Origin of the sequence: Streptomyces sp. 3MP-14, from assembly GCF_006334905.2 — a bacterium.
GTDB lineage: Bacteria > Actinomycetota > Actinomycetes > Streptomycetales > Streptomycetaceae > Streptomyces > Streptomyces triticirhizae.
This window is the reverse complement of record NZ_VDLZ02000004.1, coordinates 199,004-225,815: the sequence shown is the minus strand read 5'-3', so window position 1 is coordinate 225,815 and position 26,812 is coordinate 199,004. Positions and strand designations below refer to the sequence as shown.

At 73.7% G+C, this 26,812-nt stretch carries 27 protein-coding genes and 1 pseudogene; 18 read left to right on the top strand and 10 right to left on the bottom strand.

The window, feature by feature from the left end; all coding sequences use genetic code 11:
• Nucleotides 1-29: 29 nt before the first annotated feature.
• The 3 genes from FH609_RS07770 to FH609_RS07760 all read right to left on the bottom strand — a co-directional run bounded on the left by FH609_RS07770 (nt 30) and on the right by FH609_RS07760 (nt 3,561).
• Nucleotides 30-773 (bottom strand): succinate dehydrogenase/fumarate reductase iron-sulfur subunit, encoded by a 744-nt coding sequence (locus tag FH609_RS07770; protein ID WP_139666485.1) that lies wholly within the window; start codon nt 771-773, stop codon nt 30-32.
• Nucleotides 770-2,743 carry a fumarate reductase/succinate dehydrogenase flavoprotein subunit gene (locus FH609_RS07765; protein WP_226961482.1) on the bottom strand — a complete coding sequence of 658 codons (1,974 nt, stop codon included), beginning with the start codon at nt 2,741-2,743 and terminating at the stop codon, nt 770-772. Before FH609_RS07765 ends, FH609_RS07770 begins: the two co-directional genes overlap by 4 nt.
• Before the next feature lie 113 nt (nt 2,744-2,856).
• Nucleotides 2,857-3,561 carry a succinate dehydrogenase cytochrome b subunit gene (locus FH609_RS07760; protein ID WP_139666487.1) on the bottom strand — a complete coding sequence of 235 codons (705 nt, stop codon included), beginning with the start codon at nt 3,559-3,561 and terminating at the stop codon, nt 2,857-2,859.
• Nucleotides 3,562-3,674: 113 nt separating this feature from the next.
• On the opposite strand from FH609_RS07760, the gene FH609_RS30970 reads away from it, so the two are divergent.
• Nucleotides 3,675-4,691, top strand: coding sequence for a LysR family transcriptional regulator (locus FH609_RS30970; RefSeq protein WP_193317805.1), 1,017 nt, complete (start codon nt 3,675-3,677; stop codon nt 4,689-4,691).
• A 357-nt stretch (nt 4,692-5,048) separates the two neighbouring features.
• Entirely contained in the window at nt 5,049-6,059 is a 1,011-nt protein-coding gene (locus FH609_RS07745) for a hypothetical protein (RefSeq protein WP_139666488.1), read from the top strand.
• A 34-nt stretch (nt 6,060-6,093) separates the two neighbouring features.
• Here FH609_RS07745 and FH609_RS07740 read toward each other — a convergent pair whose 3' ends face one another.
• The 4 genes from FH609_RS07740 to FH609_RS07725 all read right to left on the bottom strand — a co-directional run bounded on the left by FH609_RS07740 (nt 6,094) and on the right by FH609_RS07725 (nt 10,063).
• Nucleotides 6,094-6,714, bottom strand: a complete 621-nt coding sequence (locus FH609_RS07740) for a hypothetical protein (RefSeq protein ID WP_139666489.1) — start codon at nt 6,712-6,714, stop codon at nt 6,094-6,096.
• A gap of 42 nt (nt 6,715-6,756) precedes the next feature.
• Nucleotides 6,757-7,665, bottom strand: a complete 909-nt coding sequence (locus FH609_RS07735; RefSeq protein WP_139666490.1) for a carbohydrate ABC transporter permease — start codon at nt 7,663-7,665, stop codon at nt 6,757-6,759.
• Complete coding sequence (locus tag FH609_RS07730; protein WP_139666491.1) at nt 7,662-8,624, bottom strand: carbohydrate ABC transporter permease; 963 nt, start codon at nt 8,622-8,624, stop codon at nt 7,662-7,664. Before FH609_RS07730 ends, FH609_RS07735 begins: the two co-directional genes overlap by 4 nt.
• Before the next feature lie 131 nt (nt 8,625-8,755).
• Nucleotides 8,756-10,063, bottom strand: a complete 1,308-nt coding sequence (locus FH609_RS07725) for an ABC transporter substrate-binding protein (protein WP_193317806.1) — start codon at nt 10,061-10,063, stop codon at nt 8,756-8,758.
• A 398-nt stretch (nt 10,064-10,461) separates the two neighbouring features.
• On the opposite strand from FH609_RS07725, the pseudogene FH609_RS07720 reads away from it, so the two are divergent.
• Both FH609_RS07720 and FH609_RS30965 read left to right on the top strand, forming a co-directional pair.
• Nucleotides 10,462-10,638: pseudogene (locus FH609_RS07720) on the top strand (GntR family transcriptional regulator); the annotation flags it as partial.
• 265 nt (nt 10,639-10,903) lie between these two features.
• Complete coding sequence (locus FH609_RS30965) at nt 10,904-11,299, top strand: hypothetical protein (RefSeq protein WP_193317818.1); 396 nt, start codon at nt 10,904-10,906, stop codon at nt 11,297-11,299.
• A 14-nt stretch (nt 11,300-11,313) separates the two neighbouring features.
• On the opposite strand, the gene FH609_RS07715 is transcribed toward FH609_RS30965, so the two are convergent.
• The 3 genes from FH609_RS07715 to FH609_RS07705 form a co-directional block, all read right to left on the bottom strand.
• A complete protein-coding gene (locus tag FH609_RS07715; RefSeq protein WP_139666493.1) occupies nt 11,314-12,867 on the bottom strand; it encodes a PstS family phosphate ABC transporter substrate-binding protein in 1,554 nt (517 codons plus the stop codon).
• A gap of 206 nt (nt 12,868-13,073) precedes the next feature.
• Nucleotides 13,074-13,997 carry an NUDIX hydrolase gene (locus FH609_RS31535; protein ID WP_226961481.1) on the bottom strand — a complete coding sequence of 308 codons (924 nt, stop codon included), beginning with the start codon at nt 13,995-13,997 and terminating at the stop codon, nt 13,074-13,076.
• Complete coding sequence (locus tag FH609_RS07705; RefSeq protein WP_139666494.1) at nt 13,997-14,632, bottom strand: TIGR03085 family metal-binding protein; 636 nt, start codon at nt 14,630-14,632, stop codon at nt 13,997-13,999. The genes FH609_RS31535 and FH609_RS07705 overlap by 1 nt, the downstream gene beginning before the upstream one ends.
• Nucleotides 14,633-14,722: 90 nt before the next feature.
• On the opposite strand from FH609_RS07705, the gene hisI reads away from it, so the two are divergent.
• The 14 genes from hisI to FH609_RS07640 all read left to right on the top strand — a co-directional run bounded on the left by hisI (nt 14,723) and on the right by FH609_RS07640 (nt 26,781).
• Nucleotides 14,723-15,100, top strand: a complete 378-nt coding sequence (gene hisI, locus FH609_RS07700; RefSeq protein WP_139666495.1) for a phosphoribosyl-AMP cyclohydrolase — start codon at nt 14,723-14,725, stop codon at nt 15,098-15,100.
• 46 nt (nt 15,101-15,146) lie between these two features.
• Entirely contained in the window at nt 15,147-16,700 is a 1,554-nt protein-coding gene (locus tag FH609_RS07695) for an anthranilate synthase component I (RefSeq protein WP_139666496.1), read from the top strand.
• Complete coding sequence (locus FH609_RS07690) at nt 16,697-17,326, top strand: TIGR02234 family membrane protein (RefSeq protein WP_139666497.1); 630 nt, start codon at nt 16,697-16,699, stop codon at nt 17,324-17,326. Before FH609_RS07695 ends, FH609_RS07690 begins: the two co-directional genes overlap by 4 nt.
• Before the next feature lie 126 nt (nt 17,327-17,452).
• The gene (locus FH609_RS31530; RefSeq protein ID WP_226961480.1) at nt 17,453-17,755 is read left to right on the top strand and encodes an HGxxPAAW family protein; all 303 of its coding nucleotides are present in this window, start codon (nt 17,453-17,455) and stop codon (nt 17,753-17,755) included.
• A gap of 63 nt (nt 17,756-17,818) precedes the next feature.
• A complete protein-coding gene (locus FH609_RS07680; RefSeq protein ID WP_139666498.1) occupies nt 17,819-18,232 on the top strand; it encodes a DUF2752 domain-containing protein in 414 nt (137 codons plus the stop codon).
• 237 nt (nt 18,233-18,469) lie between these two features.
• Nucleotides 18,470-19,276 (top strand): indole-3-glycerol phosphate synthase TrpC, encoded by an 807-nt coding sequence (gene trpC, locus FH609_RS07675; RefSeq protein WP_139666499.1) that lies wholly within the window; start codon nt 18,470-18,472, stop codon nt 19,274-19,276.
• 6 nt (nt 19,277-19,282) lie between these two features.
• A complete protein-coding gene (gene trpM, locus FH609_RS07670) occupies nt 19,283-19,504 on the top strand; it encodes a tryptophan biosynthesis modulator TrpM (RefSeq protein ID WP_139666500.1) in 222 nt (73 codons plus the stop codon).
• A gap of 314 nt (nt 19,505-19,818) precedes the next feature.
• Nucleotides 19,819-21,060 (top strand): tryptophan synthase subunit beta, encoded by a 1,242-nt coding sequence (trpB, locus tag FH609_RS07665; RefSeq protein WP_139666501.1) that lies wholly within the window; start codon nt 19,819-19,821, stop codon nt 21,058-21,060.
• Nucleotides 21,057-21,875: a tryptophan synthase subunit alpha gene (trpA, locus tag FH609_RS07660; RefSeq protein ID WP_139666502.1), complete on the top strand. Its 819-nt coding sequence runs from the start codon at nt 21,057-21,059 to the stop codon at nt 21,873-21,875. The genes trpB and trpA overlap by 4 nt, the downstream gene beginning before the upstream one ends.
• A gap of 70 nt (nt 21,876-21,945) precedes the next feature.
• On the top strand, nt 21,946-23,214 hold the full coding sequence (locus FH609_RS07655) for a DUF1266 domain-containing protein (RefSeq protein WP_139666503.1): 1,269 nt from the start codon (nt 21,946-21,948) through the stop codon (nt 23,212-23,214).
• 138 nt (nt 23,215-23,352) lie between these two features.
• Nucleotides 23,353-24,393, top strand: a complete 1,041-nt coding sequence (locus FH609_RS07650; protein ID WP_139666504.1) for an NAD-dependent epimerase/dehydratase family protein — start codon at nt 23,353-23,355, stop codon at nt 24,391-24,393.
• A gap of 362 nt (nt 24,394-24,755) precedes the next feature.
• Nucleotides 24,756-25,421, top strand: coding sequence for a glycosyltransferase family 2 protein (locus tag FH609_RS30960; RefSeq protein WP_193317807.1), 666 nt, complete (start codon nt 24,756-24,758; stop codon nt 25,419-25,421).
• Complete coding sequence (locus FH609_RS30955; RefSeq protein ID WP_226961479.1) at nt 25,418-26,128, top strand: DUF2064 domain-containing protein; 711 nt, start codon at nt 25,418-25,420, stop codon at nt 26,126-26,128. Before FH609_RS30960 ends, FH609_RS30955 begins: the two co-directional genes overlap by 4 nt.
• A complete protein-coding gene (locus FH609_RS07640; protein ID WP_139666505.1) occupies nt 26,125-26,781 on the top strand; it encodes a class I SAM-dependent methyltransferase in 657 nt (218 codons plus the stop codon). The genes FH609_RS30955 and FH609_RS07640 overlap by 4 nt, the downstream gene beginning before the upstream one ends.
• The last annotated feature ends 31 nt before the right edge of the window (nt 26,782-26,812 follow it).

Genomic DNA, 26,812 nt, shown 5'->3' with positions numbered 1-26,812 from the left:
CGGGGTTCGGGAACGGTGCCGGCCGGGCGTCACGCGCCCCTGCGCAGGGCCCGCAGGTACTCGCGGTTCAGGGTGGAGATCGACGACAGCGGGATGCCCTTCGGGCAGACCGTCGTGCACATGCCCGTGTTGGTGCAGCCGCCGAAGCCCTCGGCGTCCATGGTCTCCACCATGTCCAGCACCCGGGTCTCCCGCTCCGGGGCGCCCTGCGGAAGGGAGTTGAGGTGCACGACCTTCGCCGAGGTGAACAGCATCGCCGAGCCGTTCGGGCAGGCCGCCACGCACGCCCCGCAGCCGATGCACTCCGCGTGCTCGAACGCCACGTCCGCCGCCGCCTTCGGCACCGGCGTGGCGTGCGCCTCCGGCGCGCTCCCGGTCGGCGCCGTGACATAGCCGCCGGAGCCGATCACCCGGTCGAACGAGGAGCGGTCCACCACCAGGTCCTTCACCACCGGGAACGCCGCCGCCCGCCACGGCTCGATGTCCACGGTCGCGCCGTCCTCGAAGTGCCGCATGTGCAGCTGGCAGGTGGTGGTCCGGTCCGGGCCGTGCGGCTCGCCGTTGATCACCATTCCGCACGCCCCGCAGATGCCCTCCCGGCAGTCGTGGTCGAACGCCACCGGCTCCTCGCCGCGTTCGATCAGCTCCTCGTTGAGGCTGTCCAACATCTCCAGGAACGACATCTCCGGGGTGATCCCGTCGACCTCGTACGTCCGCAGCGCGCCCGGGTCCTCGGGGCCCGACTGGCGCCAGATGCGCAGGGTGAGTTTCACGCGTAGCTCCGCTGGGTGGGGTGAACGTAGGAGAACTCCAGGGCCTCCCGGTGCAGGACGGGCGCGGTGCCGGAGCCGGTGAACTCCCACGCGGCGGCGTAGGAGAACTCCTCGTCCCGGCGCTCGGCCTCGCCGTCCCGCGTCTGGCTCTCCTCCCTGAAGTGGCCGCCGCAGGACTCGGCGCGGTGCAGCGCGTCCAGGCACATCAGCTCGGCCAGCTCCAGGTAGTCGGCGATCCGGTTGGCCTTCTCCAACGACTGGTTGAGCGAGGCGCCGCTGCCCGGCACCCGCACCCGCCGCCAGAACTCGGCGCGTAGCGCCGGAATCCGCTCCAGCGCCTTGCGCAGCCCCGTCTCCGAGCGGGCCATCCCGCACTCGTCCCACAGCAGCTCGCCCAGCTCCCGGTGGAACGAGTCGGGGGAGCGGTCGCCGTTGTTGGAGAGCAGCAGGTACAGCCGGTCGGTCACCTCGGCCACCGTGTCGGTCACCGCCGGGTGGTCGGCCGGCACCTCGTCGTGCGGGTGCCGCGCCAGGAAGTCGGCGAGCGTCGCCGGCAGCACGAAGTACCCGTCGGCCAGGCCCTGCATCAGCGCGGACGCGCCCAGCCGGTTCGCGCCGTGGTCGGAGAAGTTGGCCTCCCCGACCGCGAACAGGCCCGGGATCGTGGTGGCCAGGTCGTAGTCCACCCACAGCCCGCCCATCGTGTAGTGGATGGCCGGATAGATTCGCATCGGCACCCGGTAGGGGTCCTCGTCGGTGATCCGCTGGTACATCTCGAAGAGGTTCCCGTACCGGGCCTCGACGGCCTCCCGGCCCAGCCGGGCGATGGCGTCGGCGAAGTCCAGGTAGACGCCCTGCCCGCCGGGTCCCACGCCGCGCCCCTCGTCGCAGACGTTCTTGGCGGCGCGGGACGCGATGTCGCGCGGCACCAGGTTGCCGAACGAGGGGTAGATCCGCTCCAGGTAGTAGTCCCGCTCCTCCTCCGGGATGTCGGCCGGGGCGCGGGTGTCGCCGCGCTCCTTCGGCACCCAGATCCGGCCGTCGTTGCGCAGCGACTCGCTCATCAGCGTCAGCTTCGACTGGTGGTCGCCGGAGCGCGGGATGCAGGTGGGGTGGATCTGGGTGAAGCACGGGTTGGCGAAGTAGGCGCCGCGCCGGTGGGCCCGCCAGATCGCGGTGGCGTTGGAGTTCTTGGCGTTGGTGGACAGGTAGAAGACGTTGCCGTAGCCGCCGGTGGCCAGCACCACGGCGTCCGCGAAGTAGGTGTCGATCCGGCCGGTCACCAGGTCCCTGGCCACGATCCCGCGCGCCCGGCCGTCCACCACGATCAGGTCGAGCATCTCGGTGCGCGGATGCATCTCCACGTTGCCCGCCGCGATCTGCCGGGAGAGCGCCTGGTAGGCGCCGAGCAGCAGCTGCTGCCCGGTCTGGCCCCTGGCGTAGAACGTCCGCGAGACCTGCACCCCGCCGAACGAGCGGGTGTCCAGCAGCCCGCCGTACTCCCGGGCGAACGGCACGCCCTGCGCCACGCACTGGTCGATGATCTCCACCGACACCTCGGCCAGCCGGTGCACGTTGGACTCCCGGGCGCGGAAGTCGCCGCCCTTGACCGTGTCGTAGAAGAGGCGGCGCACCGAGTCGCCGTCGTTGCGGTAGTTCTTGGCCGCGTTGATCCCGCCCTGGGCGGCGATGGAGTGCGCCCGGCGCGGCGAGTCCTGGTAGCAGAACTGCACGACGCGGTAGCCCTGTTCGGCCAGCGTCGCGCCGGCGGCCCCGCCGGCGAGGCCGGTGCCGACGACGATCACCGTGTACTTGCGGCGGTTCGCCGGGTTGACCAGCTTCGCCTCGAAGCGGCGCCTGGCCCAGCGCTCCTCGATCGGCCCCTCGGGCGCCTTCCCTTCGACCAGCGGGGCGCCGACCCGGTAGTCGGCGTAGCCGGGGCCCGGCTCGGGCCCTGTCGTCTCGGTCACCGTCTCACGTCCTCTCACGTCGGGCTCGCGGCTGCTTCGCAAGGCGTCGCGGCTCGCCGCCGGGGCGTCGCCGTCCGCCGCCGGGGGCGCCGTTCGCCGCAGGGCGCCGCCGCTCATTCCACGACCCCGGTCATCACGCCGATCGGCACCGCGAGGAAGCCGAGGGTCAACACCAGCGCCAGCCCGTTCGCGGTCAGCCGGAGCGCCCGGTCCCGGGTGGCCGAGCCGGCGCCCAGCGTCTGGGCCGCGCTGAAGAAGCCGTGCCGGATGTGCAGCCCGACGGCGACCATCGCCACGCCGTAGATGGCGTTGCCGTACCAGGTGTTGAACGTGGCCACGACGTTCTCGTACGGGCGGCCCGGCTCCCCGTTCGGGTTCACATGGCCGGTGGTCAGGTCCAGGATGTGCCAGACCACGAACAGCGCGAGGATCACGCCGCCCCAGCGCATGGTGCGGGTCGCGTAGCTGGTGCGGGCCCGCCGGTGCTGGTAGCCGACCGGTCGGGCCGCGAGGTCGCGGCGGCTCAGCTGGTAGGCGGCCACGCCGTGGGCGAGCACGGCGGCCAGCAGCCCGACCCTGGCCAGCCACAGGAACCACTCCTGGTGCAGCACCGGCTCGCCGATCGTGCGCAGCCAGTGGGCATAGCCGTTCATCTCGTCCGGGCCGAAGAACACCTTGAGGTTCCCCAGCATGTGAAAGACCAGGTACAGCAGCATGATCGCGCCGCTGACGGCCATCACCGTCTTCTTGCCGATGGTGGAACGCCACAACCGCACCACGGTCGGTGGGCGGCGTTCGGTGCGCGTCGCCAGTGCCATGACACCCGACGGTAGGGAGGGGAGGCGGCATCGGTCCAAGACATAGATCAAGTGCTTTCGATAGGCTCTGACTATCAACGGGGGGGTCTTGGGCCCCGACCAGGGAGGCAACGGTGCAGCTCCAGCAGCTCAGGTACTTCACGGCGGTGGCGGAGACCCGGCACTTCACCAGGGCCGCCAGCCGGGAACACGTCTCCCAGCCGTCCCTCTCACAGCAGATCCGCGCGCTGGAACGGGAGTTGGGCGCCGAGCTGTTCCACCGGGCGCGCGGCCACATCTCGCTCACCGACGCCGGGACGGCGCTGCTGCCGCTGGCCCGCCGCATCCTCGCCGACACGGAGACCGCGCGCCGCGAGGTGCAGGAGGTCGCGCAGCTGCGGCGCGGGCGGGTGCGGCTGGGCGCGCCGCCCAGCCTGTGCGCCAGCCTGGTGCCCGACGTGCTGCGCGACTTCCGCGACCGCTACCCCGGGATCGAGCTGCTGGTGCACGAGGACGGCTCCCAGGACCTGGTGCGCGCGCTGGCCGCCGGCGAACTCGACCTCGCGCTGGTGATCACCCCACTCACCGGGCAGGCGCCGGCGCTGGCCACGCGGGAGCTGCTCCGCGAGGAGCTGGTCGTGATCTCGCCACCGCCGGCGGGCGGCTCGCCCGCCGGCGCGGGCTCGGGTGCGGGTGGTTCGGGCGCGGGTGGTTCGGGCGCGGCGGGCTCCGGTGGTGCGGGTGCGGGTGCGGGTGCGGGTTCGGGTTCGGTGGAACGGGGGCCGCTGCCGGCCGGGCCGATCGCGATCGAGGAACTGCGGGACCGGCCGCTGGTGATGTTCCGACACGGGTACGACCTGCGGGAGTTGACGCTGGCGGCGTGCCACGCGGCCGGGTTCGAGCCGAGCTTCAGCGTGGCGGGCGGCGAGATGGACGCGGTGCTGAGCTTCGTTCGCGCCGGGCTCGGCGTGGCGGTGGTGCCCAGCATGGTCGCGGAACGTTCCGGGCTGCGGACGACGCGGTTCGCCCCTCCGGGGCTCAACCGCACGATCTCGCTCGCCCACCGGGGCGACGTCTCCCCGCCGAGGGCGGCGCGCGAACTGCGGCGGATCATCCTCGCCCACAGTGGCCTGGGGCCGGCCGGGCCTTGACGGACGGGGGTTCGCCTGGCGGCGGGCCCCGGGACCGTCCCGGCCCGGGGGGCCGGCACCGGGACGGCGGCCGTCGCCTGGCGGCGGGGCAGTGGCCGGTGGTTGGGCGGCGGCCGGCGTCGGGAGCGCCCGCTTCGGTGGTCGGGCGGAGGGTTGGCCTCGCGCCGGTAGTGGGGTCCCTGGGCCGGCTGTGCTGGCGGGTGACCCGTCCTGACGGAACGTCGGCCGGGAGAACGGCGTCGGCCCGAGGTACCGCCTTCTCGACGTGGCGTGCGCGGGACGGAGACCATGGACCCGGGGGCCTGACGGCCGTGCCGAGCCCGGGAGTTCGCGGGGGCGCTGGGGAGGAGATCGGTCGTGAGTGACGGTGGTGACGACGGATTCGTCGATGACGGTGGCCTGCTCCACGGGGACGGCGGGGGAGGTGGGGCCCCTCGGCGCAGGTCGGGCGGGGGCGGGGGCGGGGCCGGCTGCGCCATCGCCCTGGTCGCCGTCCTGCTGGCCCTCTTCGCCGCGTTCGCCGAGGACGGTAGGGACGGCGGGGGAGGGAGCACCGGCGGCGGGGCCCCCTCCGAGACCTCCACGTACCCCGCCGATCCACCACCTGATCCCGTACCCGACCCCGTGCCGGACCCGGTGCCCGGCCCGGACGGCGACGCCCGCGAGCCCGACGCGCCCGACCCCGTCGGGGACGCCGCCGCGGGCGACTGCTTCGCCGAGACGGGAACGCCGGACGCCCCCGACCTGGCGCCCGCGAGCTGCGGTGATGGCGTGTTCGAGGTGCGCGAGGTCGTCCCGGCCGGCGCGGACTGCACGGACTATGTGGACGGCGCCGAACTCGACCGCGCCGTCCGTTACGACGGCCACGGCCTCACCCTGTGCCTGGCCTACCGGCACGGCTCGGGCAGCGCCTACCACGCCGCCGTGGGCGACTGCGTCTACGGCGGCTCGGGCGAAGACGCGCGGTGGGAGGAGACCTCCTGCCAGACGGGCAACTTCACGGTCGCCGACCGGCTGGAGGACGAGAGTTCCTGGGACGACTGCGACCGTGACACGCCCGGCTACCACGGACGTTCCTTCACGGTGCCCGGCTGGGGGAACGAGCTGGACGTCCGGCTCTGCCTGCGGATGAACTACCCGGACGACGCGGGCCGTTCCGAACTCAACACCTGCCTCGCGATGACCGGTTCGGTCGAATCACCCACCTTCTCGTTCACCGACTGCGACCGCGCCAACGTCTACGTGTCCGGCCGCACCAGCCGCTATGCGGACGCGGAGTTCTGTAGCCCGGACGCCTGGGCGACCTGGCGGAACGAGGACTTCCCCGACCTCGGCTACACGATCTGCTGGCGCTGGCTGGAGAACTGAACGATCCGCCCGCCCCGGTCCCCATCCCCGGTCCTCAGGCCGTCGCCGCCCGCGCCGCGACGCCCACCGTGGCCAGCGACAGCAGGCCGCCCACCAGCAGCACCAGCGGCGGCAGCATCCACACGAAGACCCCACACAGCAGCACCCCGACGGCCAGCAGCGTCGAGCCGGCCGGGTCGCGCACCGCGCGCTCCGCCGACTCCCGCAGCAGCGCCGCCCGTTCGCACCCGGGGCGCCAGGCGCCGGCCACCCGCAGCAGCAGGACCGCGAGCGCCAGCAGCAGCGCCCAGGTCAGCACCCGCAGCCCGCCGGCCCCCGGCACCAGCCCGGCCTGGGCCAGGGACAGGTTCCACAGCAGCACCAGCGCGCCGCCGAGCGCGCCGGCCGCCAGTGGCCACAGCTCCCGCAGCGCGACGGCGAAGTCCCGCGCCAGATCGGCCATCCGCACACTGTGGCCGGTCAACTGGCGCCGCAGATGGGCGACTCCGGCGGCCAGCGCGGGCAGCAGCGTGACCAGCGGAACGGCCAGCACCGCGACCACCACGCCGACGATCACCACCTCGCCGAAGAGCGCCAGCCGCCCGAACCGCTCCGGCGGCCCGCCGGGAGCCGCGCCGCCGGAGGACTCGCCCCGCGCCTCGTCCGCCTCGTTCACCGCCGTCCCACTCCTCACACCCGTCACACCCGTCACGCCCCCTCAGCCCTTGAGCCCCTGGGTCGCCACCCCGTCGACGATGTACCGCTGGAAGAGCACGAAGAACAGCAGCACCGGCACCAGCGCCAGCACCGCGGCCGCCATCTGCGCGCCGTAGTCGGAGACCGTCGTCTGGTCGGTGTACTGCCGCAGCATCAGCGGCAGCGGGTAGGAGTCGGGGGAGCGCAGATAGATCAGCGGGGCCAGGAAGTCGTTCCAGCTCCAGATGAACGCGAAGATCGACGCCGTCGCCAGCACCGGCCGCATCAGCGGCAGCACGATGGAGAAGAAGATCCTCGGATGCCCCGCGCCGTCGATCCGCGCCGACTCGTCCAGCTCCCGGGGCAGGTTCCGCATGAACTGCACCATCAGAAAGACGAAGAACGCGTCGCAGGCCAGGAACTTCCCCACCAGCAGCGGCAGATACGAGTCCGTCCAGCCGATCTCGTTGAACATGATGAACTGCGGGATGATCACCACATGGAACGGCAGCAGCAGCGTGCCGATCATCAGCGCGAAGAAGATCTTCCGGCCGGGGAACTCGATCCGCGCGAAGGCGTAGGCCGAGACCGAGCAGGACAGGCAGACGCCGACCACCGAGGCCACCGCCAGGAACATCGAATTCCCGAAGAAGGTCCAGAACGAGATCCCGCCGATGCCCTCGAACGCCTTGCGGAAGTTGTCCAGCGTCGTCTCGTCGGGGATCAGCCCGGTCTGGCCGACGATCTCGTTGCTCGGCCGGAACGCGGAGAGCAGCATCCACACGCCCGGGTAGAGCACCACCAGGGCCAGCGCCCAGGAGGCCAGATGGAAGCCGAGGGTGCGCCCGCGCCGCCGGTTCGCCGCCCGCCGGGCGCGGTCGTTCCCGGCCACCGAGGTGGTGGCCCCGTCAGGTCGCAGCGCCGTGCTCATCGGCCCTCCCCCGAGTAGTGGACCCAGTACCTGGAGGTCCTGAAGAAGATCAGGGTGATGATGCCCACCACGATCACCAGCAGCCAGGCCATGGCGGCCGCGTAGCCGAGCTGTCCCTGGCCGAAGCCGCGCTGGTAGAGGTAGAGGGTGTAGAAGAGCGTCGAGTTGGCCGGGCCGCCCTGCCCGCCGGAGATGATGAACGCCGACGCGAAGATCTGGAACGAGTTGATCGTCTCCAACACCAGGTTGAAGAAGAGCACCGGCGAGAGCATCGGCAGCGTGATCCTGAAGAACTGCCGGACCGCGCCAGCGCCGTCCATCTGCGCCGCCTCGTACAGCTCGTTGGGGATCTGCTTGAGCCCGGCCAGGAAGATCACCATCGGCGCGCCGAACTGCCAGACCGCCAGCAGGACCATCATCGGCAGCGTCAGGTCCGGGTTGCCCACCCAGCCGCCGGCCGGCATCCCGAAGAACTGGCCGATGTCGTCGACGATGCCCTGGTCGTTGAACATCGCCTTCCAGACGATGGCCACCGAGACGCTCGCCCCGATCAGCGAGGGCGCGTAGAAGAGCGAACGGTAGGTGCCCTGGCCGCGTCGCCGGGAGTTGAGCAGCATCGCGACGCCCAGCGCGGCCGCCAGCTTGACGGGCGTGCCGATCACGGCGTACTGCGACGTCACCTCGACCGAGTCAAGGAAGCGCGGGTCGTCGAAGAGCCGGTCGAAGTTGTCGAGGCCGATCCAACTGCCGCCCCTGATCGGGTGGTAGTCGGTGAAGGCCAGATAGAGGGAGGCGATCATCGGGCCGGCGGTCAGGGCGATGAAGCCCAGCAGCCAGGGCGCGAGGAAGGCGTAACCGGCCCGGGTCTCGGCGGCCCGCCGCCGGGATCGGGGCGGGCTGGGCCGGCGCGTGGGCCCGGCCCCGGGCGCGGCCCGGGACGCCTGCTGGGTGAGGGACATGGACGTTTTCCGTTCGAGTTTCGAATGAAGCTGACCGACAGAACGTCGGCGGGAGGACGGGGACGACGGGACGTGCACCGTCGGGGGAACGGGCGGCTGCCGAGCCGGGCGCGGGCCCGGCAGCCGGAGGGTCAGGAGGTGATCAGCAGGTTCCCGGCCTCGGAGAACCAGCGCTCGACGAAGTCGTCCACGCTCAGCCGCCCGTAGCCGAACTCGTTGCCCAACACCTGCACGTACTCCTGCTCCACGGCGCCGAAGCCCTCAGGGTGGAACGGGGCCGACTCGGTGACATGGCCCTCGTCCCGCAGCCGCTGCTCGTACTCGATGACCCGCTCGTCGGTGCTGCCCGGCTCGACCTGGAGGGAGTCCAGCCGCTCCTGGGAGGCGGGGATGCCCAGCTCGGTGCCGATGATCTCGCCGGCCTCCGGGGAGTTGATCAGGAAGTCGATCAGCATCGCGGCCTCCTCGGGGTGCGCGCTGTTCGCCCCGATCGCCAGCTGCATGGTCGGCTTGAAGAACAGGTGCTTCTCACCGTCGGGTCCCGAGGGCGGCGGCATCAGCTGGAGGTTGTCGCTGCCGGCGTCCTGGGACGCCTGGCTGAGCATGTTGTCCCAGTTCAGCTCGACCGGCACCTCACCGGAGGTGAACCCGTTCTTGGGGAGCAGCTGCTCGGTGCGGGAGGTCGGGAAGGTGATGTTCTCCGGCTGCCGCAGCGGGTCGGCCGAGGCGACGAACTCCCGCATGTCGTCCTCGGTGAAGTTCATCTCGCCGTTCTCGGCGAACGGCTCGATGCCCTGCTGGATCAGGTGCAGCATGAACATCCACCAGACCATGGTGTAGTCGTTGCCGCCGTAGACGCGGGGTTCGAGGCCGGCGCCCGCCTCGCTCGCGGCCTGGACGAACTCCCGGTACTCCTCCCAGGTGTAGTCCCAGTCCGGCAGTTCGACGCCCAACTCCTCGATCAGGTCGGGGTTGTAGAACAGGGCGAACGCGTTGGTGCCGGTGGGCACGGCCACGAGCTGCTCGTTGGCCCGCCCCGAGGCCAGCAGCTCCTCCTCGATGGTCGAGGTGTCCAGCACCCCGCCCTCGAACTCGCCGAGGTCGTAGAGGAGGCCGCCGTTGCCGTACTCCAGCAGCCGGGACAGGTCCATCTGCATCACGTCGGGCAGCTCGCCGGAGGTGCCGTCGGTGCTGCGCTGCGTCCAGTAGTCGTTGAACTCGGCGAAGCTGGTCTGCACCGTGATGTCCGGGTTCTGCTCCTCGAAGAGGTCAACGGCCGCCTGGTAGCGGTCGGCCCGGCCCTCGGTGCCCCACCAGGTGAACCGGAGGGTGACCTTTCCGCCGTCGTCGCCCCCGCCGTCGCCGCCACAGGCGGTCAGCGTGAGCGCGCCGGCCAGGGCCACGGCGAGCCCTCTCAGCGCGGTCTTCCTGTTGGGCATCGAAGAGCCTCCTTGCTCGGTGAACCTCGGTGAACAAAAACGGAAAAGGCCCGCCGTGAATCGATTCATTTAAGGGCCGGAAATAGGCACGGCGAAGCGTGGGAAAGGGGGCCCCGTCGCGCCCGCCCCCTGGGTATCGGCGAGCGCTCGGGTCCCCGGAGTCTGGCAACGTCGACTCGCTCCCGTCAAGAGGTCTGCGGCAACGCCGCCCACTCGGGACCCGGCTGGCCGCCCCGCCGTCCGTGGTCTCGAACGGGCGGGGGAGTGGAGCGTTCCGGTTGGCTGAAACGCTTCATCGGGCGGGGGCGCGGAGACACCGCCCCACGCCCTGGGCGTGGGGCTGCGGGCGGCTGTGCGAGGGGGGCGGCGACCACCACCCTAGGGAAGTGAGGAACGCGATGACCGAGACCGCCCGACGCATCGCCGACGAGCTGTGGGACCGAGTCACCTCCGGTGAACTGGCGCCCGGGGACCGGTTCCCCGGCGAGCCGGCTCTGACGCGGCAGTACGGGGTGGCCAAGGAGACCGCGCGCCGGGCGCTCACGCTGCTGGTCAACGAGGGCCTGGCCGTTCGTCGGCGGGGCGACCGTTCGACGCCCTGGGAATCTCACTCGCTGGGGCCCGCGCTCACTGCCGGTGCCGTTCGTTGTCCGCTGGAGCGGCGAGTCCGCACACCTCGGGGCACTGACGTCCCGCCGGGACGGCCGGGGCATCGGCTACCAGGACGAACGACCTGCGGACCGGGACAGGAACGGTGTGCTCTGGTGCCGGTTCGACGAGGCTCCCGGAAGCGGGCGCCCGGAGTTTCCCGCTATGCATCCGATGCGCCAGCGGCGTGCCATGCTCGACAAGCTCTGCCAGGTCGGCGCCGGTCCCGCCAGTCGCACTTCCCGTGGCTGGCTCTTCCTGCTGACCGACGCGGAGGGTGGTTGTCCTTCCGGCTGGCCGGAGGGGGCGCTGTCCACCAAGTCGCCGCTCCGTGTGCCGTGTGCCGGTGAGGCGCTGCGGCTGTGCCCGCGCCTGACCGCGCCCGTTGCGATCAGGGTGCGCAAGGCGCAGCCGTACGGCGTCTTCGGCGGCCTTGTGCTGCCAGCCGGCGAGGGAGGTGTGCGGCTCCACCCCGAGGATCTCGCGCTTCCGTACGGCCACCCCCAGACGCCCTACCTCCTCGCGCAGCAGTCCGTGGTGGAACTGCGCCGGTGCACCGTTGTCCCGCTTCCTCGGTCGTGCCCCTGAATCAGTCGTCTGAATCAGTCGTCCGTCAGGGGCCGGCACAGGACCGGGTTCTGGAGTTCCGCGCAGGGGCGGTGGCCGTGGGCGCGGATGAGGTCCTGGCCGACCTGGTTGGTGAGGTAGCGCAGGAAGCTCGCGGCCAGCGAGTCTGCCGGCAACTCGCCGTAAGTGTAGGCAAGTTCGGTCTCCCAGAACGGGTAGGCGTCGTGGTCGGCCGCCTCCAGGGACGCCTCGTGGCCGGCGATCCGCGCTCGGGGCAGCTCGTCGCGTTCCAGGGCCGCGCCCAGTTCCGCGTAGCCGATGGCGCCCGGCGTGGCGGCGACCGCGTCCAACAGGTCGTCCGTGGAGCCCCGTTCGCAGCGGATCACCGGGTCGTCGGCGCCCGGGTCGCGGTCCCGGCAGTTGTCCGAGGTGCTGGCCGGCTCGCGGTCGCCGTCGAGTACCTGGCGTTGGAAGACCCGGCGGGTGCCGGAGTCGTCGTGCCGGCCGACCAGCCGGATGGGGACGTCGTTGCCGCCCAGCTCGGTCCAGTTGGTGAGCCGGCCGTCGAAGACGGCCCGCAGCTGTTCGGGCGTCAGGTCCAGCACCCCGGCGTCCTCGTTGATCACCAGGGTGAACAGGGAGAACGCGATGGGGCGCGGCAGGAGTTGGGGATGGCCGTCGTCCTTCGCGCCGTCGGAGAACGCGAGCATCGGCGGGCGGCCGTCGGGGTGTTCGCGGCCGGCGCGGTCGAGTTGGGTCAGGCCCTGGGCGCTGCCGCCGGCGGCGACGGTGATCTCGGCGTCGGGGCAGCTGGACTCGTAGGAGTCGGCGGCCTCGTCGAGCACCGGCGCGAACGCGGTGGAGCCGGTGAGGGTCAGCTCGCCCGAGGCGCAGTCCAGCGGGGCGTTCTCGTCGTCGGCGGAGAGCGAGATGCCGAGCTGGGTGACGATGATGACGACCAGGAAGCAGACCAGCGCGACGGTTGGCAGCGAGATCCCGGTGCGGCTCCTGGTCTCGGGGATGTCGCCCGAGCCGACGCCGCCCTTGATGCCGCCGATCACCCTGGGGGGCGCGAACTCCGTTCCGGGCGCCCGGGTTTCGCCCTCCTCGCGCTCCAGCGCGGCCAGCACCTTGTAGTGCGTGCCCCGGTTCATCGGGACCCGGGGCAGCTGGATCACGCCGTCCCTGACGTGCAGCCCGGAGTCGCCCTCGAACGACGGCCGCAGATACTCGTGGCTCAGCTCGGTGACGACCAGCCCGGCCACCCGGCGGCCCGGGAAGGCGACCCGGATGCCGACCCGGTCGTCGTCCAGGACGGCGTAGTCGCTCTCGTCGATGTGGGTGGCGCCGTTGTTCTCGAAGCGCAGCAGCACGAACGACGGGTCGAGCAGCGGGTCGCCGCCGTCCCGCTCCAGCCGTTGGAGCGCGCCGGCGTAGGAGGAGTGCACCTCGTCGCTGGCGACGGTGTCCATCTGCACGCGGTAGCCGAGACGTTTACGGCCGACGAAGACGAACTCGTAGAGCGCGGCGAAGATGGGGACCACCACACCGAGGACGGTGAGGGTGACGTCCCACCGAAAGATGTCCACCAGGCAAACGTATGACCGAAAACGGGAGGTGTGCGGGCCGGAAGGCAAGCCTTCCGCCGGTGTTCACCGGGGCGTCAACCGCCGTGGAACACCGGGGCGTCGCACGGGCCATCGAACGGGACGTCAACCACGCTGCCGGCGCGGGAGAGAAGACCGCCCGTCACGCGCGACCCCTGCGCGCCCACCCGCCTACGCCGCCCGCCCGCCTACGCCGCCCGCCCGCCCACGGCGGCGGCCAGCTCGGGCGTGGTGCGGGAGACCGCGTCGGCCAGCCGCGCCCGCAGGATCGCCGGTGCGGCCGGCACGATGCCCCGCCAGCCGACCGGCGGCAGGCCCGGCGGCGGCGCGCCGCCCTCGGCCCGCCACCAGTGGGGCAGCCCCAACGCCAACTCCACCGCCTCGCCCAGGGTGTCCGCCACCAGCGCCGCCCGCCCGTCCGCCGCGACGGCCAGCACCGCGCCCCCGGACAGGTGGTACCGCGTGCCGTCGGCCCGGCCCGCGAACGGCGGCCCGGCCGGCGGCACCGGCCGGCCGGGCGGCGCATCCCGCAGCGCGAGGTCGAGCCCGCCGGGGCCGGCCAGCCAGCCGCGCCCCGCCGCGTCCATCCCGGCCAGCGCCGCCAACAGCTCGGCGTCCGGCGGCAGTTCGGGGGCGCCCAGGGCGCGCGCCGCCACCCGGTACACCAGCTGGTCGGCGGAGACCTTGTGCTCCTTGAGCCGGTGCAGCTCGGCAGGACCGAACCAGCCGTACTCCGGGTGCCGGTCCCACTCCAGCGCCGGCCGGCCCAGGTCCCCCTCGACCTCCACCACGAAGTCCACCTCGTGACGCAGGCCGAGCCCGTCGTCCCCGACCCAGGTCCACACCCCCAGCGAGCGCACCACCCGCCGCAGCCGCCACCCCGTCTCCTCGGCCACCTCGCGGGCGAGCGCGCCCAGCAGCGACTCCCCCTCCTCCACATGGCCGCCCACCAGATCCCACGTGTCGGGGAACAACCGCCGCCCCGGCGAACGGCGTTGGGCGAAGACTCGGCCCGACGCGTCCAGGATCACCGCGCCCACGCACCAGCGCTCGCCCGGCGCCGGCACCGGCAGGGCGACGCCGGCCGCCAGCTCAGGGGCCGGGTCGGCCATCAGCCCAGCCCCAGCCTGGCGGACCTGGCCTGCGCCACCGCCTCCTCCTCACCCTCGCACTCGACGCGCGCCGCGTCCTGCCGCCCGAAGGCGAAGAGCAGCAGCTCGCCCGGCTCGCCCGTGACCGTCACCACCGGGGTGCCCTTGTGGGCCACCGCCGTCTGCCCGTTGGGCCGGCGCAGCACCAGCCCGACCGGGCTGCGGCGGCCCATCATCCGGGCCGAGGACTCCAGGCGCCGCCACAGCGCGTCGGAGAAGACCGGGTCCAGCGAGCGCGGCTCCCACTCCGGCTGGGCCCGGCGCACGTCCTCGCCGTGCACGAAGAACTCGACCGTGTTCGCCGCCTCGTCGACCTGCTTGAGGGCGAACGGGGAGACCCGGGGCGGCCCGGTCCTGATCAGCTGGATCAACTCGTCGTAGGGGCGGGCGGCGAACTCCTCGCGCACCCGCTCGCCCCGGGCGGCCAGCGGCTTGATGACGATCCCGCCGGCCGCGTCGGCCCGCCGCTCCCGCACCACCAGGTGCGCGGCGAGGTCACGGGTGGTCCACCCTTCGCACAGGGTGGGGGCCTCGGGCCCGGAGGACTCCAACAGGTCGGCGAGCAACAGGCGTTCACGCTTGGCATGGGTAGACATGTCCCCAGAGTAGGACCTCCCACTGACAACGCAGCGTAACCGCGCGGCGGCCGCCGGCGGGCGGCGCGGGGCGGGAGGCAGAATGGGGGCATGTCCAGCACCCCCGCCCCCCGGCTCGACCCCGGGATCGCCGCGCGGCTCAAGCGGAACGCCGACGGGCTCTTCCCCGCCATCGCCCAGCAGTACGACACCGGCGAGGTGCTGATGCTCGGCTGGATGGACGACGAGGCCCTGCGCCGCACCCTGGTCAGCGGCCGTTGCACCTACTACAGCCGCAGCCGGCGCGAGTACTGGGCCAAGGGCGACACCTCGGGCCACATCCAGCTGGTCAAGTCCGTGGCCCTGGACTGCGACGGCGACACCGTGCTCGTCCGGGTCGACCAGGTGGGCGCCGCCTGCCACACCGGGGACCGCACCTGCTTCGACGCCGACCAACTCCCGCTGGGGGAGAACGCGCAGGTCGCCTAGGCACGTGGGTCGCCTCGCCAGCGTCGGTCGCCTAGGCTCACCGGGCATGACGACTGAGGACATCGACCGCTTCCGGGTGCTCGCCAAGGAACGCCGGGTGATCCCCGTGACCCGTCGCCTGCTCGCCGACGGCGACACCCCGGTCGGGCTCTACCGCAAGCTGGCCGCCGGCCGTCCCGGCACCTTCCTGCTGGAGTCGGCGGAGAACGGCCGCACCTGGTCGCGTTACTCCTTCGTCGGCGTGCGCAGCGCCGCCACCCTCACCGTCCGCGACGGGCGGGCGCACTGGCTCGGCCAACCGCCCGCCGGCGTGCCGACCGAGGGCGACCCGCTCGCCGTGCTGCGCGAGACGCTGCGGGTGCTGCACACCCCGCGCGACCCGGAGCTGCCGCCGTTCACCGGCGGGCTGGTCGGCTACCTCGGCTACGACGTGGTGCGCCGCCTGGAGTCCATCGGCGACGACACCGTCGACGACCTGCGGCTGCCCGAGCTGACCATGCTGCTCGCCTCCGACCTGGCCGTCCTCGACCACCGCGACGGCACGGTGCTGCTGATCGCCAACGCCTTCAGCGACCTGCCGCTCGGCGGCGACGACCGGCGGCTGGCCGAGGTGCACGCCGACGCCGTCGCCCGGCTCGACCGGATGGCCGCCGACCTGGCCCGCCCCGTCGCGATGAGCGCGGTGGAGCTGCCGCCCAGCGAACTCCCGCCGTTCACCGCCCGGTTCGGCGGCGAGCGGTACCAGGGCGCGGTCGACGCGGTGAAGGAGTACATCCGGGCCGGCGACGCGTTCCAGGTGGTGCCGTCCCAGCGGTTCGAGACCCCGTGCGCGGCGAGCGCCCTCGACGTCTACCGGGTGCTGCGCACCACCAACCCCAGCCCCTACATGTATCTGCTCCGCTTCGCCGGCCAGGACGGGACGGACGGCCAGGACGGCCGGGGCGGCGAACGGGGCTTCGACGTCGTCGGCTCCAGCCCCGAGGCGCTGGTGAAGGTCACCGAGGGGCGCGCCCTGCTGCACCCCATCGCCGGCACCAGGCCGCGCGGCGCGACCCCGGGCGAGGACGCGGCGCTCGGCGCCGAGCTGCTGGCCGACCCGAAGGAACGGGCCGAGCACCTGATGCTCGTCGACCTCGGCCGCAACGACCTCGGCCGGGTCTGCGCGCCCGGCACCGTCGAGGTCGTCGACTTCATGTCGGTGGAGCGGTACAGCCACGTGATGCACATCGTCTCCACCGTCACCGGCCAACTCGCCGATGGCCGCACCGCGTTCGACGCGCTCACCGCCTGCTTCCCGGCCGGCACGCTGTCGGGCGCGCCCAAGCCGCGCGCCATGGAGATCATCGAGGAGCTGGAGCCCACCCGGCGCGGCGTCTACGGCGGCTGCGTCGGCTACCTCGACTTCGCGGGCGACGCGGACACCGCGATCGCCATCCGCACCGCCGTGATCCGCGACGGCGTGGCCCATGTCCAGGCGGGCGCCGGGGTGGTCGCCGACTCCGATCCGGTCGCCGAGGACACCGAGTGCGCCAACAAGGCGGCGGCCGTTCTCAGGGCGGTGGCCACGGCCGGGAGGCTGCGCGGTAGCGTGGGAGGGTGACCCGAAACCCCTCCGACAGCGCCAGGGCGTCGCGCCGCGCACTCGGCGTGGCGCTGCTGTCCGGCGCCGCCGGGGCCGCCGTCGTCCTGATCTCGGCCGGCCAGACCTGGGGCGAGGGGGACGCCCAGGGCGGCGGCGCCGAGCTGCCCGTGACGGCCAGCGGCAGCGCCGTCTCCGGGCTGCCGAGCGCGTTGGCGCTGGTCGGACTGGCCGCGCTGGTCGCGGTGTTCGCGGTGCGTGGCACCGGCCGGGTGGTGGTGGCCTCCGTGCTGGCGCTCAGCGGCGCCGGCGCGATCGGGGCCGCGCTGCTGGGCTCGGGCGACACCGAGGCCCTGGACCGGGCGGCCGCCGAGGTGATGGGCATCTCGGACGTGGCGGTGACCTCGGTCAGCCACACCGGCTGGCCCTGGTTCTCCGCGCTGGGCGGCCTGCTGCTGCTCTGCGCCGGCCTGTTGGCGCTCAGCTACGGCCGGCAGTGGCCGGCGATGTCCAGCCGCTACGAGCGCGGCGGCCGCGAGGTGCGCGGCCGGCGCGGCACGCGCCGCGCGGACGAGGACGACGACCCCGGGCCCGACCGGCCCGAGGACATCTGGCGCGCCCTGGACCGGGGCGAGGACCCCACCTGACCTGCCGTTCACCCGGGCCGGGCCCGGGTGACGCACCCCACCCTCACCCGTGGGAACGGTTTGTCACAATGGACACCGGGCGCGGAAGGTGAGCGCCCCGGGACCTTTCTTCCTCAAGGAGCGCACATGGCGGGCCAGTACCACCACGGCAAGACCCCTGCCGCCTGGACGGCGGTGATCATCGCCTTCGTCGGGTTCGGCCTCGGCAGCTACTTCACCCTGGTCGCGCAGCCGTGGGGCGTCGCGGCCAGCTTCGTGGTGCTGCTGCTGGCGGCCGTGGTGGGTGGCGTGATGCGCGCCATGGGCCTGGGCCAGGAGCCCGCGCCGACGCGCGTCGCCAAGCCGGCCATCGCCGCCCAGCCGGGCCCGGTCGACGAGCCCGCCACCCCGGCCGCCGCCGAGCCGCAGCAGGCCACCGCCACCAGCTGACCGAGGCAGCCGACCGGCCCATTCCCGGGCGCGCCCCCGCCGCCCGACGGTGAGACTGGTCACATGCGGCAACGCCTCCTCGACGCGGGAACCCCCCTGGCCGCCGCCGCCCTGCTGGGCGCGGCGGTCGGCTGTGTCGCGGTCAACGACCCGACGGTGCCCGGGAGTTACCCGCCCTGCCCGGTGCTGACCGAGCTGGGCCTGCACTGCCCGGGCTGCGGCGGCCTGCGCGCCACCCACGCGCTGGCGCACGGCGCGTTCACGACGGCCTGGCACGCCAACGCGCTGGTGGTCGCCGGCGCCGCGCTGCTGGGCCTCGGGCTGCTGGTCTGGCTGGCGGCGGCGCTGGCCGGCGCGCGGCACCGGCTGCCCGCCCGACTCCCGTTCCCCGCCCGGCTGGGCTGGTCCCTGGCCGCGCTGGTGGCGGCGTTCACCGTGCTGCGCAACCTGCCGCCCGGCGCGTTCCTCACCCCCTGAGCCCCGCCGAGCCCGCGCCCGGGCGGCCGGCCGCCGCGCGCCACCGTCGCTTTCCGGCCAGGCGGGCGCCGTGCACGCCCCGTCGTCGCCGCGCTCCCGCCACCGTTCTGACCTGCGGGTTTCTCGGGTCCGCGCAGGTCCGTGCGGTGTCGGTGGGCGGGTGGTGAGGGCATGACGGGAGGCGGATACTATCGGTGGGGATTGCCCTCCCCACACCGACAGGAAGGGGCCGGTCGCGTGAGTGTGCTCGACGAGATCATCGAGGGAGTCCGCGTCGACCTCGCCGAGCGGCAGGCACGGGTCTCCCTGGACCAGCTCAAGGAGCGCGCAGCGGCGGCCCCGCCGGCGAAGGACGGGGTGGCCGCCCTCAAGGGCGACAGCGTCACCGTCATCTGCGAGGTCAAGCGCTCCAGCCCCTCCAAGGGCGCGCTGGCCGCCATCGCCGACCCGGCCGGGCTGGCCGCCGACTACGAGGCGGGCGGCGCCGCCGCGATCTCCGTGCTGACCGAGAAGCGCCGGTTCGGCGGCTCGCTCGACGACCTCACCGAGGTGCGCTCCCGGGTCGACATCCCGGTGCTGCGCAAGGACTTCATCGTCACCTCCTACCAGCTGTGGGAGGCCCGCGCCTACGGCGCCGACCTGGTGCTGCTGATCGTGGCCGCGCTGGACCAGCCGGCGCTGGTCTCCCTGGTGGAGCGCGCCGAGTCCATCGGCCTGACGCCGCTGGTCGAGGTCCATGACGAGGACGAGGCGGAGCGCGCCGTGGACGCCGGCGCCAGGATCATCGGCGTGAACGCCCGCGACCTGCGCACCCTGGAGGTCGACCGCTCCACCTTCGAGCGGGTGGCGCCGGAGATCCCCGACGGGATCGTCCGGGTCGCCGAGTCCGGCGTGCGCGGCCCGCACGACCTGATCGCCTATGCCAACGAGGGCGCCGACGCCGTGCTCGTCGGCGAGTCCCTGGTCACCGGGCGCGACCCGCGCTCCGCCGTCGCCGACCTGGTCGCCGCCGGCGCCCACCCGGCGCTGCGGCAGGGGCGCTGACGCGCCATGGCTCCCGAGCGGGGTGAGGGATCGCGCGACCGCCGCGCCCGGGCGGTCGGCCGGATCGCGCTGCGCGGCGCCAGGGGCGCCCGCCCGCGCGGCCCCCGCGCCCCCGCGCGCCGGGTGTTGGGCCGCAGGGTGCGGTACCACATCGGTTGCGAGCCCGGGCAGATCAACGGCCGCCGATGGCGGGTCCGGGCCGTCAGGCCCCGGCGCACCGGAGGCTGACCGGGGCGCGCGCCATCTCGCGCGCTCCGCGACCGACCGCCGCCGCTGAGTTCTCGACGTGCCTCGGCGTGCCGAGCGTGCCTCGGTGTGCCGAGCGCGTGCTCGGCGGTCCCCTGAGCGTTCTCGGTGTTTCCTCGCGTTCCCCCGCGCTCCTCATCCGCCGGGCGGGCGCCCCGCCGTACCCTCGGGGCCCCGACGCGTGGCCGCCGGCCGTGCTCCGCCGCAGGTCCGCAGCCGTGAATCCGGGTGCCCGTTCGCCCCATTGCCCGTATGCCCGTATGCCCGTATGCCCGTTCGGAAGGCAAGAGACATCGATGTCCGCTGAGTACTTCTATCCCGACCACGACGGCGAGGTGCCCGACGCCCGGGGGTACTTCGGTGCCTTCGGCGGCACCTTCGTCCCCGAGGCCCTGCGGGCCGCCATGGACGAGGTCGCCGCCGCCTACGAGAAGGCCAGGAACGACCCGGCCTTCGTCGCCGAGCTGGACGACCTGATGGTCAACTACGCCGGCCGGCCCAGCCCGCTGACCGAGGTGCCCCGGTTCGCCGAACACGCCGGCGGCGCCCGGGTCTTCCTCAAGCGGGAGGACCTCAACCACACCGGCTCCCACAAGATCAACAACGTGCTGGGCCAGGCCCTGCTCACCCGGCGGATGGGCAAGACCCGCGTCATCGCCGAGACCGGCGCCGGCCAGCACGGCGTCGCCACCGCCACCGCCTGCGCGCTCTTCGGCCTGAAGTGCACCATCTACATGGGCGAGATCGACACCGAGCGGCAGGCGCTCAACGTCGCCAGGATGCGGATGCTGGGCGCCGAGGTGATCGCGGTCTCCTCCGGCAGCCGCACCCTGAAGGACGCCATCAACGAGGCGTTCCGCGAGTGGGTGGCCACCGTCGACGAGACGCACTACCTCTTCGGAACGGCCGCCGGGCCGCACCCGTTCCCCGCGCTGGTGCGCGACTTCCACCGGGTCATCGGCGTCGAGGCCAGGCGGCAGATCCTTCAGCGGGTCGGCCGGCTGCCGGACGCCGTGGTGGCCTGCGTCGGCGGCGGCTCCAACGCCATCGGCCTCTTCCACCCCTTCGTGCCGGACGCCGAGGTGCGGCTGGTCGGCTGCGAGGCGGCGGGCCACGGCGTGGAGTCCGGGGAGCACGCGGCGACGCTGACCGCCGGCGAGCCCGGCATCCTGCACGGCTCGCGCTCGTTCGTCCTCCAGGACGACGAGGGCCAGATCACCGAGCCCTACTCGATCTCCGCCGGGCTCGACTACCCCGGCATCGGTCCCGAGCACGCCCACCTCAAGGCGAGCGGGCGCGGCGAGTACCGGCCGGTCACCGACGTCGAGGCGATGGAGGCGCTGCGGCTGCTCTCCCGCACCGAGGGCATCATCCCGGCCATCGAGTCCGCCCACGCGCTGGCCGGCGCGCTGGAGTTGGGCCGCGAGCTGGGCCCCGAGGCCGTGCTGGTGGTCAACCTCTCGGGGCGCGGCGACAAGGACATGGACACCGCCGCCCGGTACTTCGGGCTCTACGACGGCGAGGAGAACGACCGGTGAGCGGACAACTCGATCTGCTGAGCAGCACGCTGGCCGAGGCACGGGCGGCCGGCCGCGCCGCGCTGGTCGGCTACTTCCCGGCCGGCTTCCCCACGGTGGACGGCGGGGTGCGGGCCGTGACCGCGATGGTGGAGGGCGGCTGCGACATCATCGAGATCGGACTGCCGCACAGCGACCCGGTGTTGGACGGCCCGGTCATCCAGACCGCCGACGACATCGCGCTGCGCGGCGGGGTGCGGATCGCCGACGTGCTGCGCACGGTGCGCGAGGTGCACGCGGCGACCGGCGTGCCGGTGCTGGTGATGACCTACTGGAACCCGGTGGACCGCTATGGCCCCGAGCGGTTCGCGGCCGAGCTGGCCGAGGCAGGCGGCGCCGGCTGCATCCTGCCCGACCTGCCGGTCGAGGAGTCCGACGCCTGGCGGAAGGCGGCCGAACAGCACTCCCTGGCCACGGTGTTCGTCGTCGCGCCCAGCAGCAGGGACGAGCGGCTGGCCACCATCACGGCGGCCGGCAGCGGCTTCGTGTACGCGGCCTCGCTGATGGGCGTCACCGGTGGCCGGGCCACCGTCAGCGCCCAGGCCGCGACGCTGGTGGAACGCACCAGGGCGACCACCGAACTCCCGGTCTGCGTGGGGCTCGGCGTCTCCAACGAGGCGCAGGCCGCCGAGGTCGCGGGCTTCGCCGACGGGGTGATCGTCGGCTCCGCGTTCGTCAGGGTGGTGCTGGACCACCTGGAGGACGAGGCCGGCGGGTTGGAGCGACTGCGGGCGCTGGCCGGCGAGTTGGCGCGGGGGGCGCGCTCCGGGCGCTGATCCCGAACGACCGGGGCGCGCGCCGTTCGCGCGCGCCCCGGCTGTCGGTGGTGACCGGTACAGTCGGCGCATGGGGATCGAGGGGAAGCCGCCGGAGGGCACGGCGGGGAACGCGGGGGAGCAGGCGGGGGACCGGGGGCCCGAGGAGATAGCGTGGCAGCCGCCGACCACGGTGGAGGAGCGGCTCTACGCGGCCGGGCTGGCCGCCGACTGGCCCACGTTCTTCGAGGTGCTCGCCGGCACCGACCTCTTTCTGCCCACCTCCAGGGAGCTGGCCGACGCGGTGCCGGGGCGCCTGCGGTTCAGCCCGTTCCACCACCCGGACGTCGAGGGGCTCTGCCTGCCGGTCTTCACGCGGGGGATGCTGTCGCCGCCGGTCGAGGACCGGGTCTTCGAGCGGTGTTCGTTCGCCGCGCTGGCCAAGCAGTGGCCCCGCCCGGCCCGTTGGCTCGCGGTCAACCCGGGCACGCCGGTGGAGACCCTGCTGCCGGCCGACCCGCGCAAGTGGAAGCGGCAGGCCAGGCACGGCGCCGAGGAGCGCCAGCTCAAGACGCTGTGGACGGGGCACCGCGGCGGTCCCCTCGCGCACGGCATGGCCTGCGGCTCCCTGCTGCTGGTCAACAACGGCACGCTCTGGAACCAGCTCGGCTGGCAGAGCGGCGGGTACACGGAGGAGAAGGAGCTGCTGCGCGCCTGGTGGGGCGTGACCAACCGGGCGCAGTGGCTCGGCATCCTCCAGCGCCTGCTGACCGGCCAGGTCATCTCGCCCGCCTGGGAGTTCGTGCTGTGGGTGCGGCAGCTGATGGTCCAGCGGTCCGGCTCGCCGCCGGACCCGGTGGCGTGGCGGGAGGGCGCCGAGCGGATGCTGCTGGCCAGGACCGCCGAGGAGGTCGACCGCACCGGCCGGCCGCCGGAGTACGACCTGGACGCGGACATCGGCCTCGCCCATGAGCTGATCGGCCGGGTGCTGCGGTACGAGGCGCGGTTCCGTGCCGACGGGCTGCTGACCGACGACGGCTGCGTGCGTTCCGTGCTCGCCTGGGACCTGGGGCGCGCCTCCTGCATGGCGCGTTGGGGCCTGGGCGCGGGGTTCGCCACGCTGGAGGAGACGGAGCGCGCGGTGCTGCGCTCCGGCGAGGGCGCCCGCCAGATCTACGACTCCTGGGGGGAGTTCGCGGCCGGCTATGTGCTGGGGCGCTGTCTCCACTTCGACAGCGAGGAGTTCGGCGACTGGTACACGGAGATGGTCGAGGTGTTCCGCGTGCTGACCACCGACCCGGAGAGCCCGTGGCTGAGCGTCCCCTGGGAGCAGCCGGCGGTGGACCTGACGGACCGTTGACGGGCGTTCGACGGGTTCGACAGGCGTTCGACGGGCGGTTGGCGCCGGTTGACGCACGTTGACGCCGGGTGAACGCCCGGCGGCGGCCGCGCGCGCTGGTCCGACGGGAACGCCCGGAAAGGGTCTACGGTGACCGTTATGCGTGTACTGGTCACCGGAGGAGCCGGTTTCATCGGCTCACACATCGTGGAAGAGCTGCTGGCGGCGGGACATGAGCCGACGGTGCTGGACATCAGGCCGCCCGTGCCGGGCGAGCCGTTCGAGCAAGTCCCCTGGGTGCGCGCCGACATCCGCGACCCGCAGGCCCTGGCCCGGGCGCTGCCGGGGATGGACGCGGTCTGCCACCAGGCCGCGATGGTCGGCCTGGGCAAGGACTTCTCGGACGCGCCCGAGTACGTCGGGGTCAACGACCTGGGCACCGCCGGGCTGCTGGCGGCGATGACCGAGGCGGGGGTGCGCGACCTGCTGCTGGCCGGCTCGATGGTGGTGTACGGCGAGGGGCGTTACGACTGCCTGCGGCACGGTCAGGTCAGGCCGGGGCCGCGCCGGGTGGGCGACCTGGAGGTGGGGCGCTTCGAGCCGCCCTGCCCCGAGTGCGGCGCCCCGCTGGTTCCCGGGCTGGTCGACGAGGACGACCCGGTGGACCCGCGCAGCGTCTACGCGGCCACCAAGCTGGCCCAGGAGAACCTGGCCTCCGCCTGGGCGCGGGACGTCGGCGGGCGGGCGATCGTGCTGCGCTACCACAACGTCTACGGCGACCGGATGCCGCGCGACACGCCCTACGCCGGCGTCGCCGCGTTCTTCCGCTCGGCCCTTGAGGCGGGCCGGCCGCCCCGGGTCTTCGAAGACGGCGCCCAGCGGCGGGACTTCGTCCATGTGACGGATGTGGCCAGGGCCAACGTCGCCGCCCTGGCGGCGTTGGCCGACCGGCCGGCCGGCAGCGTGCGGGCCTACAACACCGGCAGCGGACAGCCGCACACCGTCGGCGAGCTGGCCGCCGCGCTGGCGGCGGCGCGCGGCGGGCCGGCGCCGGAGACCACCGGCGAGTTCCGGCTGGGCGACGTGCGGCACATCACCGCCTCGTCGGCCCGGCTGCACAAGGAGCTGAACTGGTCCCCCCGGGTGGAGTTCGCCGAGGGCGTCGCCCGCTTCGCCGCCGCCCCGCTCCGCGCCGTCTGACCCCCTGACTCCGTGCCTCCCGTCTGCGTCCGTTCCGCGCCCGGCCCCGAACGGCCGGGCGCGGACGGGATTCTCGGGCTGGTTCGATCCGAGGCGGGCCCGGTGCGGCACCGGTCAACCCGCCGCCGCGCGGCGCCGGTCCGGGGGAGGAAAACCACCGCATCGAGTGGCGTTCCCGGCGCGTTGACCCCCGCCTCCCGCACCCGCCCCCGCCCGCGCTGTCACACTCCCCGGCACGCGCCCGCCCGGCATCCCGGCGGGGAACACCCGGCGAACGCCCCGCCAATCCCGAGAATCGAACGCCGGGTTTTATCAGCGCTTTTGTCCAGATATACGGCGTATGTCTTCGTAGGGTATGCCGGGTGACCAACCATTCATCCCCGCGGGGCGACCTGGTGTTGCCCTGCCTGAACGAGGCCGAGGCCCTCCCCTGGGTCCTCGACCGGGTCCCCGAGGGCTGGCGGGCCATCGTGGTGGACAACGGCTCGACCGACGGCTCCGCCGAGATCGCCGAACGACGGGGCGCGCGGGTGGTGTTCGAGCCACGCCGAGGCTTCGGCGCCGCCTGCCACGCCGGACTGCTGGCGGCCACCGCCGAACTGGTGGCGTTCTGCGACTGCGACGCCACCCTCGACCCCGGCGAACTGCCCCGGGTCGCCGCCCCCGTGGCGGCCGGCGACGCCGACCTGGTGCTCGCCCGCCGCCGACCGTCCGACCGGGGCGCGTGGCCGCTGCACGCCCGGGTCGGCAACCAGGCGCTCTCCCGGCTGCTGCGCCGCCGCACCGGGCTGCGCCTGCGCGACCTGGGCCCGATGCGGGTGGCCCGCAGAACCGCCCTGCTCGCCCTCGACCTGACCGACCGGCGCAGCGGCTACCCGCTCCAGATGGTGGTGAACGCGGCCGACGCCGGCTGGCGGGTGGTGGAGACCGAGGTGCCCTACCGGCCCCGCGTCGGCGCCTCCAAGGTGACCGGCACCTGGCGCGGGACCTGGCACGCCGTGCACGACATGCGGGAGGTACTGAAGTGAACCGTTCGCCGGCCGCCCCAGCGCCGGGGCCCACGCTGCTGGTCATCGCCAAGGAGCCCGTGCCCGGGCGGGTCAAGACCCGGCTGACGCCGCCGTTCACCCCCGTCGAGGCAGCCGAACTGGCCGAGGCCGCGCTCGCCGACACGCTCCACGCGCTGCTGCGCGTCCCCGCCACCCGCCGGGTGCTGGTGCTCGAAGGCCGCCCCGGGCCCTGGCTCCCGCCCGGCTGGGCGGTGGTCGAGCAGTGCGACGGCGGCCTCGACCAGCGGATCGCCGCCGCGTTCGCCGGGTGTACCGGGCCCACCCTCCTGGTGGGCATGGACACCCCGCAGCTGACGCCCGAACTGCTGGCCCCGGCCACCGGCCCCGACAGCTGGCCGCCGGGCCGCGCCTGGCTCGGCCCGGCCGAGGACGGCGGGTTCTGGGCGCTCGGCCTCGCCGAGCCCCGCCCCGACCTGGTGCTCGGCGTGCCGATGTCGACCCCGCACACCGGCCGCGACCAGCGCCTGAGGCTGCTGGCCCGGGGGTTGAGCGTCCGGGAGCTGCCGCCGTTGCGCGACGTTGACACGGCGGCCGACGCCGCCGAGGTCGCGGGCCTGCACCCCGGCGGCCGGTTCGCCGCTACCTGGGGCCGGCTGGCCCGACCGGCCCCACCGGCCCGCCAGCCCGTCGAGGCCGGCCCGGCGGCGGGAGGCCGGGGACGATGACCACGACGGCCACCACCACGACCGCATGGTCGACCGACCCCTACACGCTGGCGCTGCGCGCCGGCCGTGGCCCGCTCTTCCTGCGCCGCGCCGACGGCCACCGCCTCCGCCTGGAGGTCGAACGCTGGTGCCGCCACCCGGACGCCGCCGACCGCACCGTGCTGGACCGCTGCGTCGGCACCGTGCTGGACGTGGGCTGCGGCCCGGGGCGGATGGTGACGGCGCTGGCCAGGCAGGCCCGGCCGGCCCTGGGCATCGACACCGCCTGGGCCGCCGTCCGGCACACCCGCGACCACGGCGGCCTCGCGCTGCACGCCTCCGTCTTCGACGCCCTCCCGGACGAGGGCCGCTGGGACAGCCTGCTGCTCATGGACGGCAACGTCGGCATCGGCGGCGACCCGCCGGCGCTGCTCCGCCGGCTCGGTCAACTGGCCGCCCCCGGCGGCCTGTTGCTGGTGGAGACGGCGGGCGCCGAGCTGGACGAGCGGTTCGACGCCTGGCTGGACGACGACCGGGGCGGCACCAGCCCCGCGTTCCCCTGGGCCAGGGTCGGCCCGCGCGCGCTGTGCGGCCACGCGGAGAGCGCCGGCTGGCAGCCGGTCGCCCACTGGCGGGCCGGCGCCCGCCCGTTCCTCGCGCTGCGCCACGGCTGAGCCCACGACCCCCGGTCCGCTCCGGCGGGCC

Coding starts and splice junctions, on each gene's coding strand:
- FH609_RS07760 (WP_139666487.1), bottom strand. CDS start 3,561: ATGGCACTGGCGACGCGCACCGAACGCCGCCCACCGACCGTGGTGCGG.
- FH609_RS07735 (WP_139666490.1), bottom strand. CDS start 7,665: ATGAGCACGGCGCTGCGACCTGACGGGGCCACCACCTCGGTGGCCGGG.
- FH609_RS07730 (WP_139666491.1), bottom strand. CDS start 8,624: ATGTCCCTCACCCAGCAGGCGTCCCGGGCCGCGCCCGGGGCCGGGCCC.
- FH609_RS07725 (WP_193317806.1), bottom strand. CDS start 10,063: ATGCCCAACAGGAAGACCGCGCTGAGAGGGCTCGCCGTGGCCCTGGCC.
- FH609_RS30965 (WP_193317818.1), top strand. CDS start 10,904: ATGCTCGACAAGCTCTGCCAGGTCGGCGCCGGTCCCGCCAGTCGCACT.
- FH609_RS31535 (WP_226961481.1), bottom strand. CDS start 13,997: ATGGCCGACCCGGCCCCTGAGCTGGCGGCCGGCGTCGCCCTGCCGGTG.
- FH609_RS07705 (WP_139666494.1), bottom strand. CDS start 14,632: ATGTCTACCCATGCCAAGCGTGAACGCCTGTTGCTCGCCGACCTGTTG.
- hisI (WP_139666495.1), top strand. CDS start 14,723: ATGTCCAGCACCCCCGCCCCCCGGCTCGACCCCGGGATCGCCGCGCGG.
- FH609_RS07695 (WP_139666496.1), top strand. CDS start 15,147: ATGACGACTGAGGACATCGACCGCTTCCGGGTGCTCGCCAAGGAACGC.
- FH609_RS31530 (WP_226961480.1), top strand. CDS start 17,453: ATGGCGGGCCAGTACCACCACGGCAAGACCCCTGCCGCCTGGACGGCG.
- FH609_RS07680 (WP_139666498.1), top strand. CDS start 17,819: ATGCGGCAACGCCTCCTCGACGCGGGAACCCCCCTGGCCGCCGCCGCC.
- trpM (WP_139666500.1), top strand. CDS start 19,283: ATGGCTCCCGAGCGGGGTGAGGGATCGCGCGACCGCCGCGCCCGGGCG.
- trpB (WP_139666501.1), top strand. CDS start 19,819: ATGTCCGCTGAGTACTTCTATCCCGACCACGACGGCGAGGTGCCCGAC.
- FH609_RS07655 (WP_139666503.1), top strand. CDS start 21,946: ATGGGGATCGAGGGGAAGCCGCCGGAGGGCACGGCGGGGAACGCGGGG.
- FH609_RS07650 (WP_139666504.1), top strand. CDS start 23,353: ATGCGTGTACTGGTCACCGGAGGAGCCGGTTTCATCGGCTCACACATC.
- FH609_RS07640 (WP_139666505.1), top strand. CDS start 26,125: ATGACCACGACGGCCACCACCACGACCGCATGGTCGACCGACCCCTAC.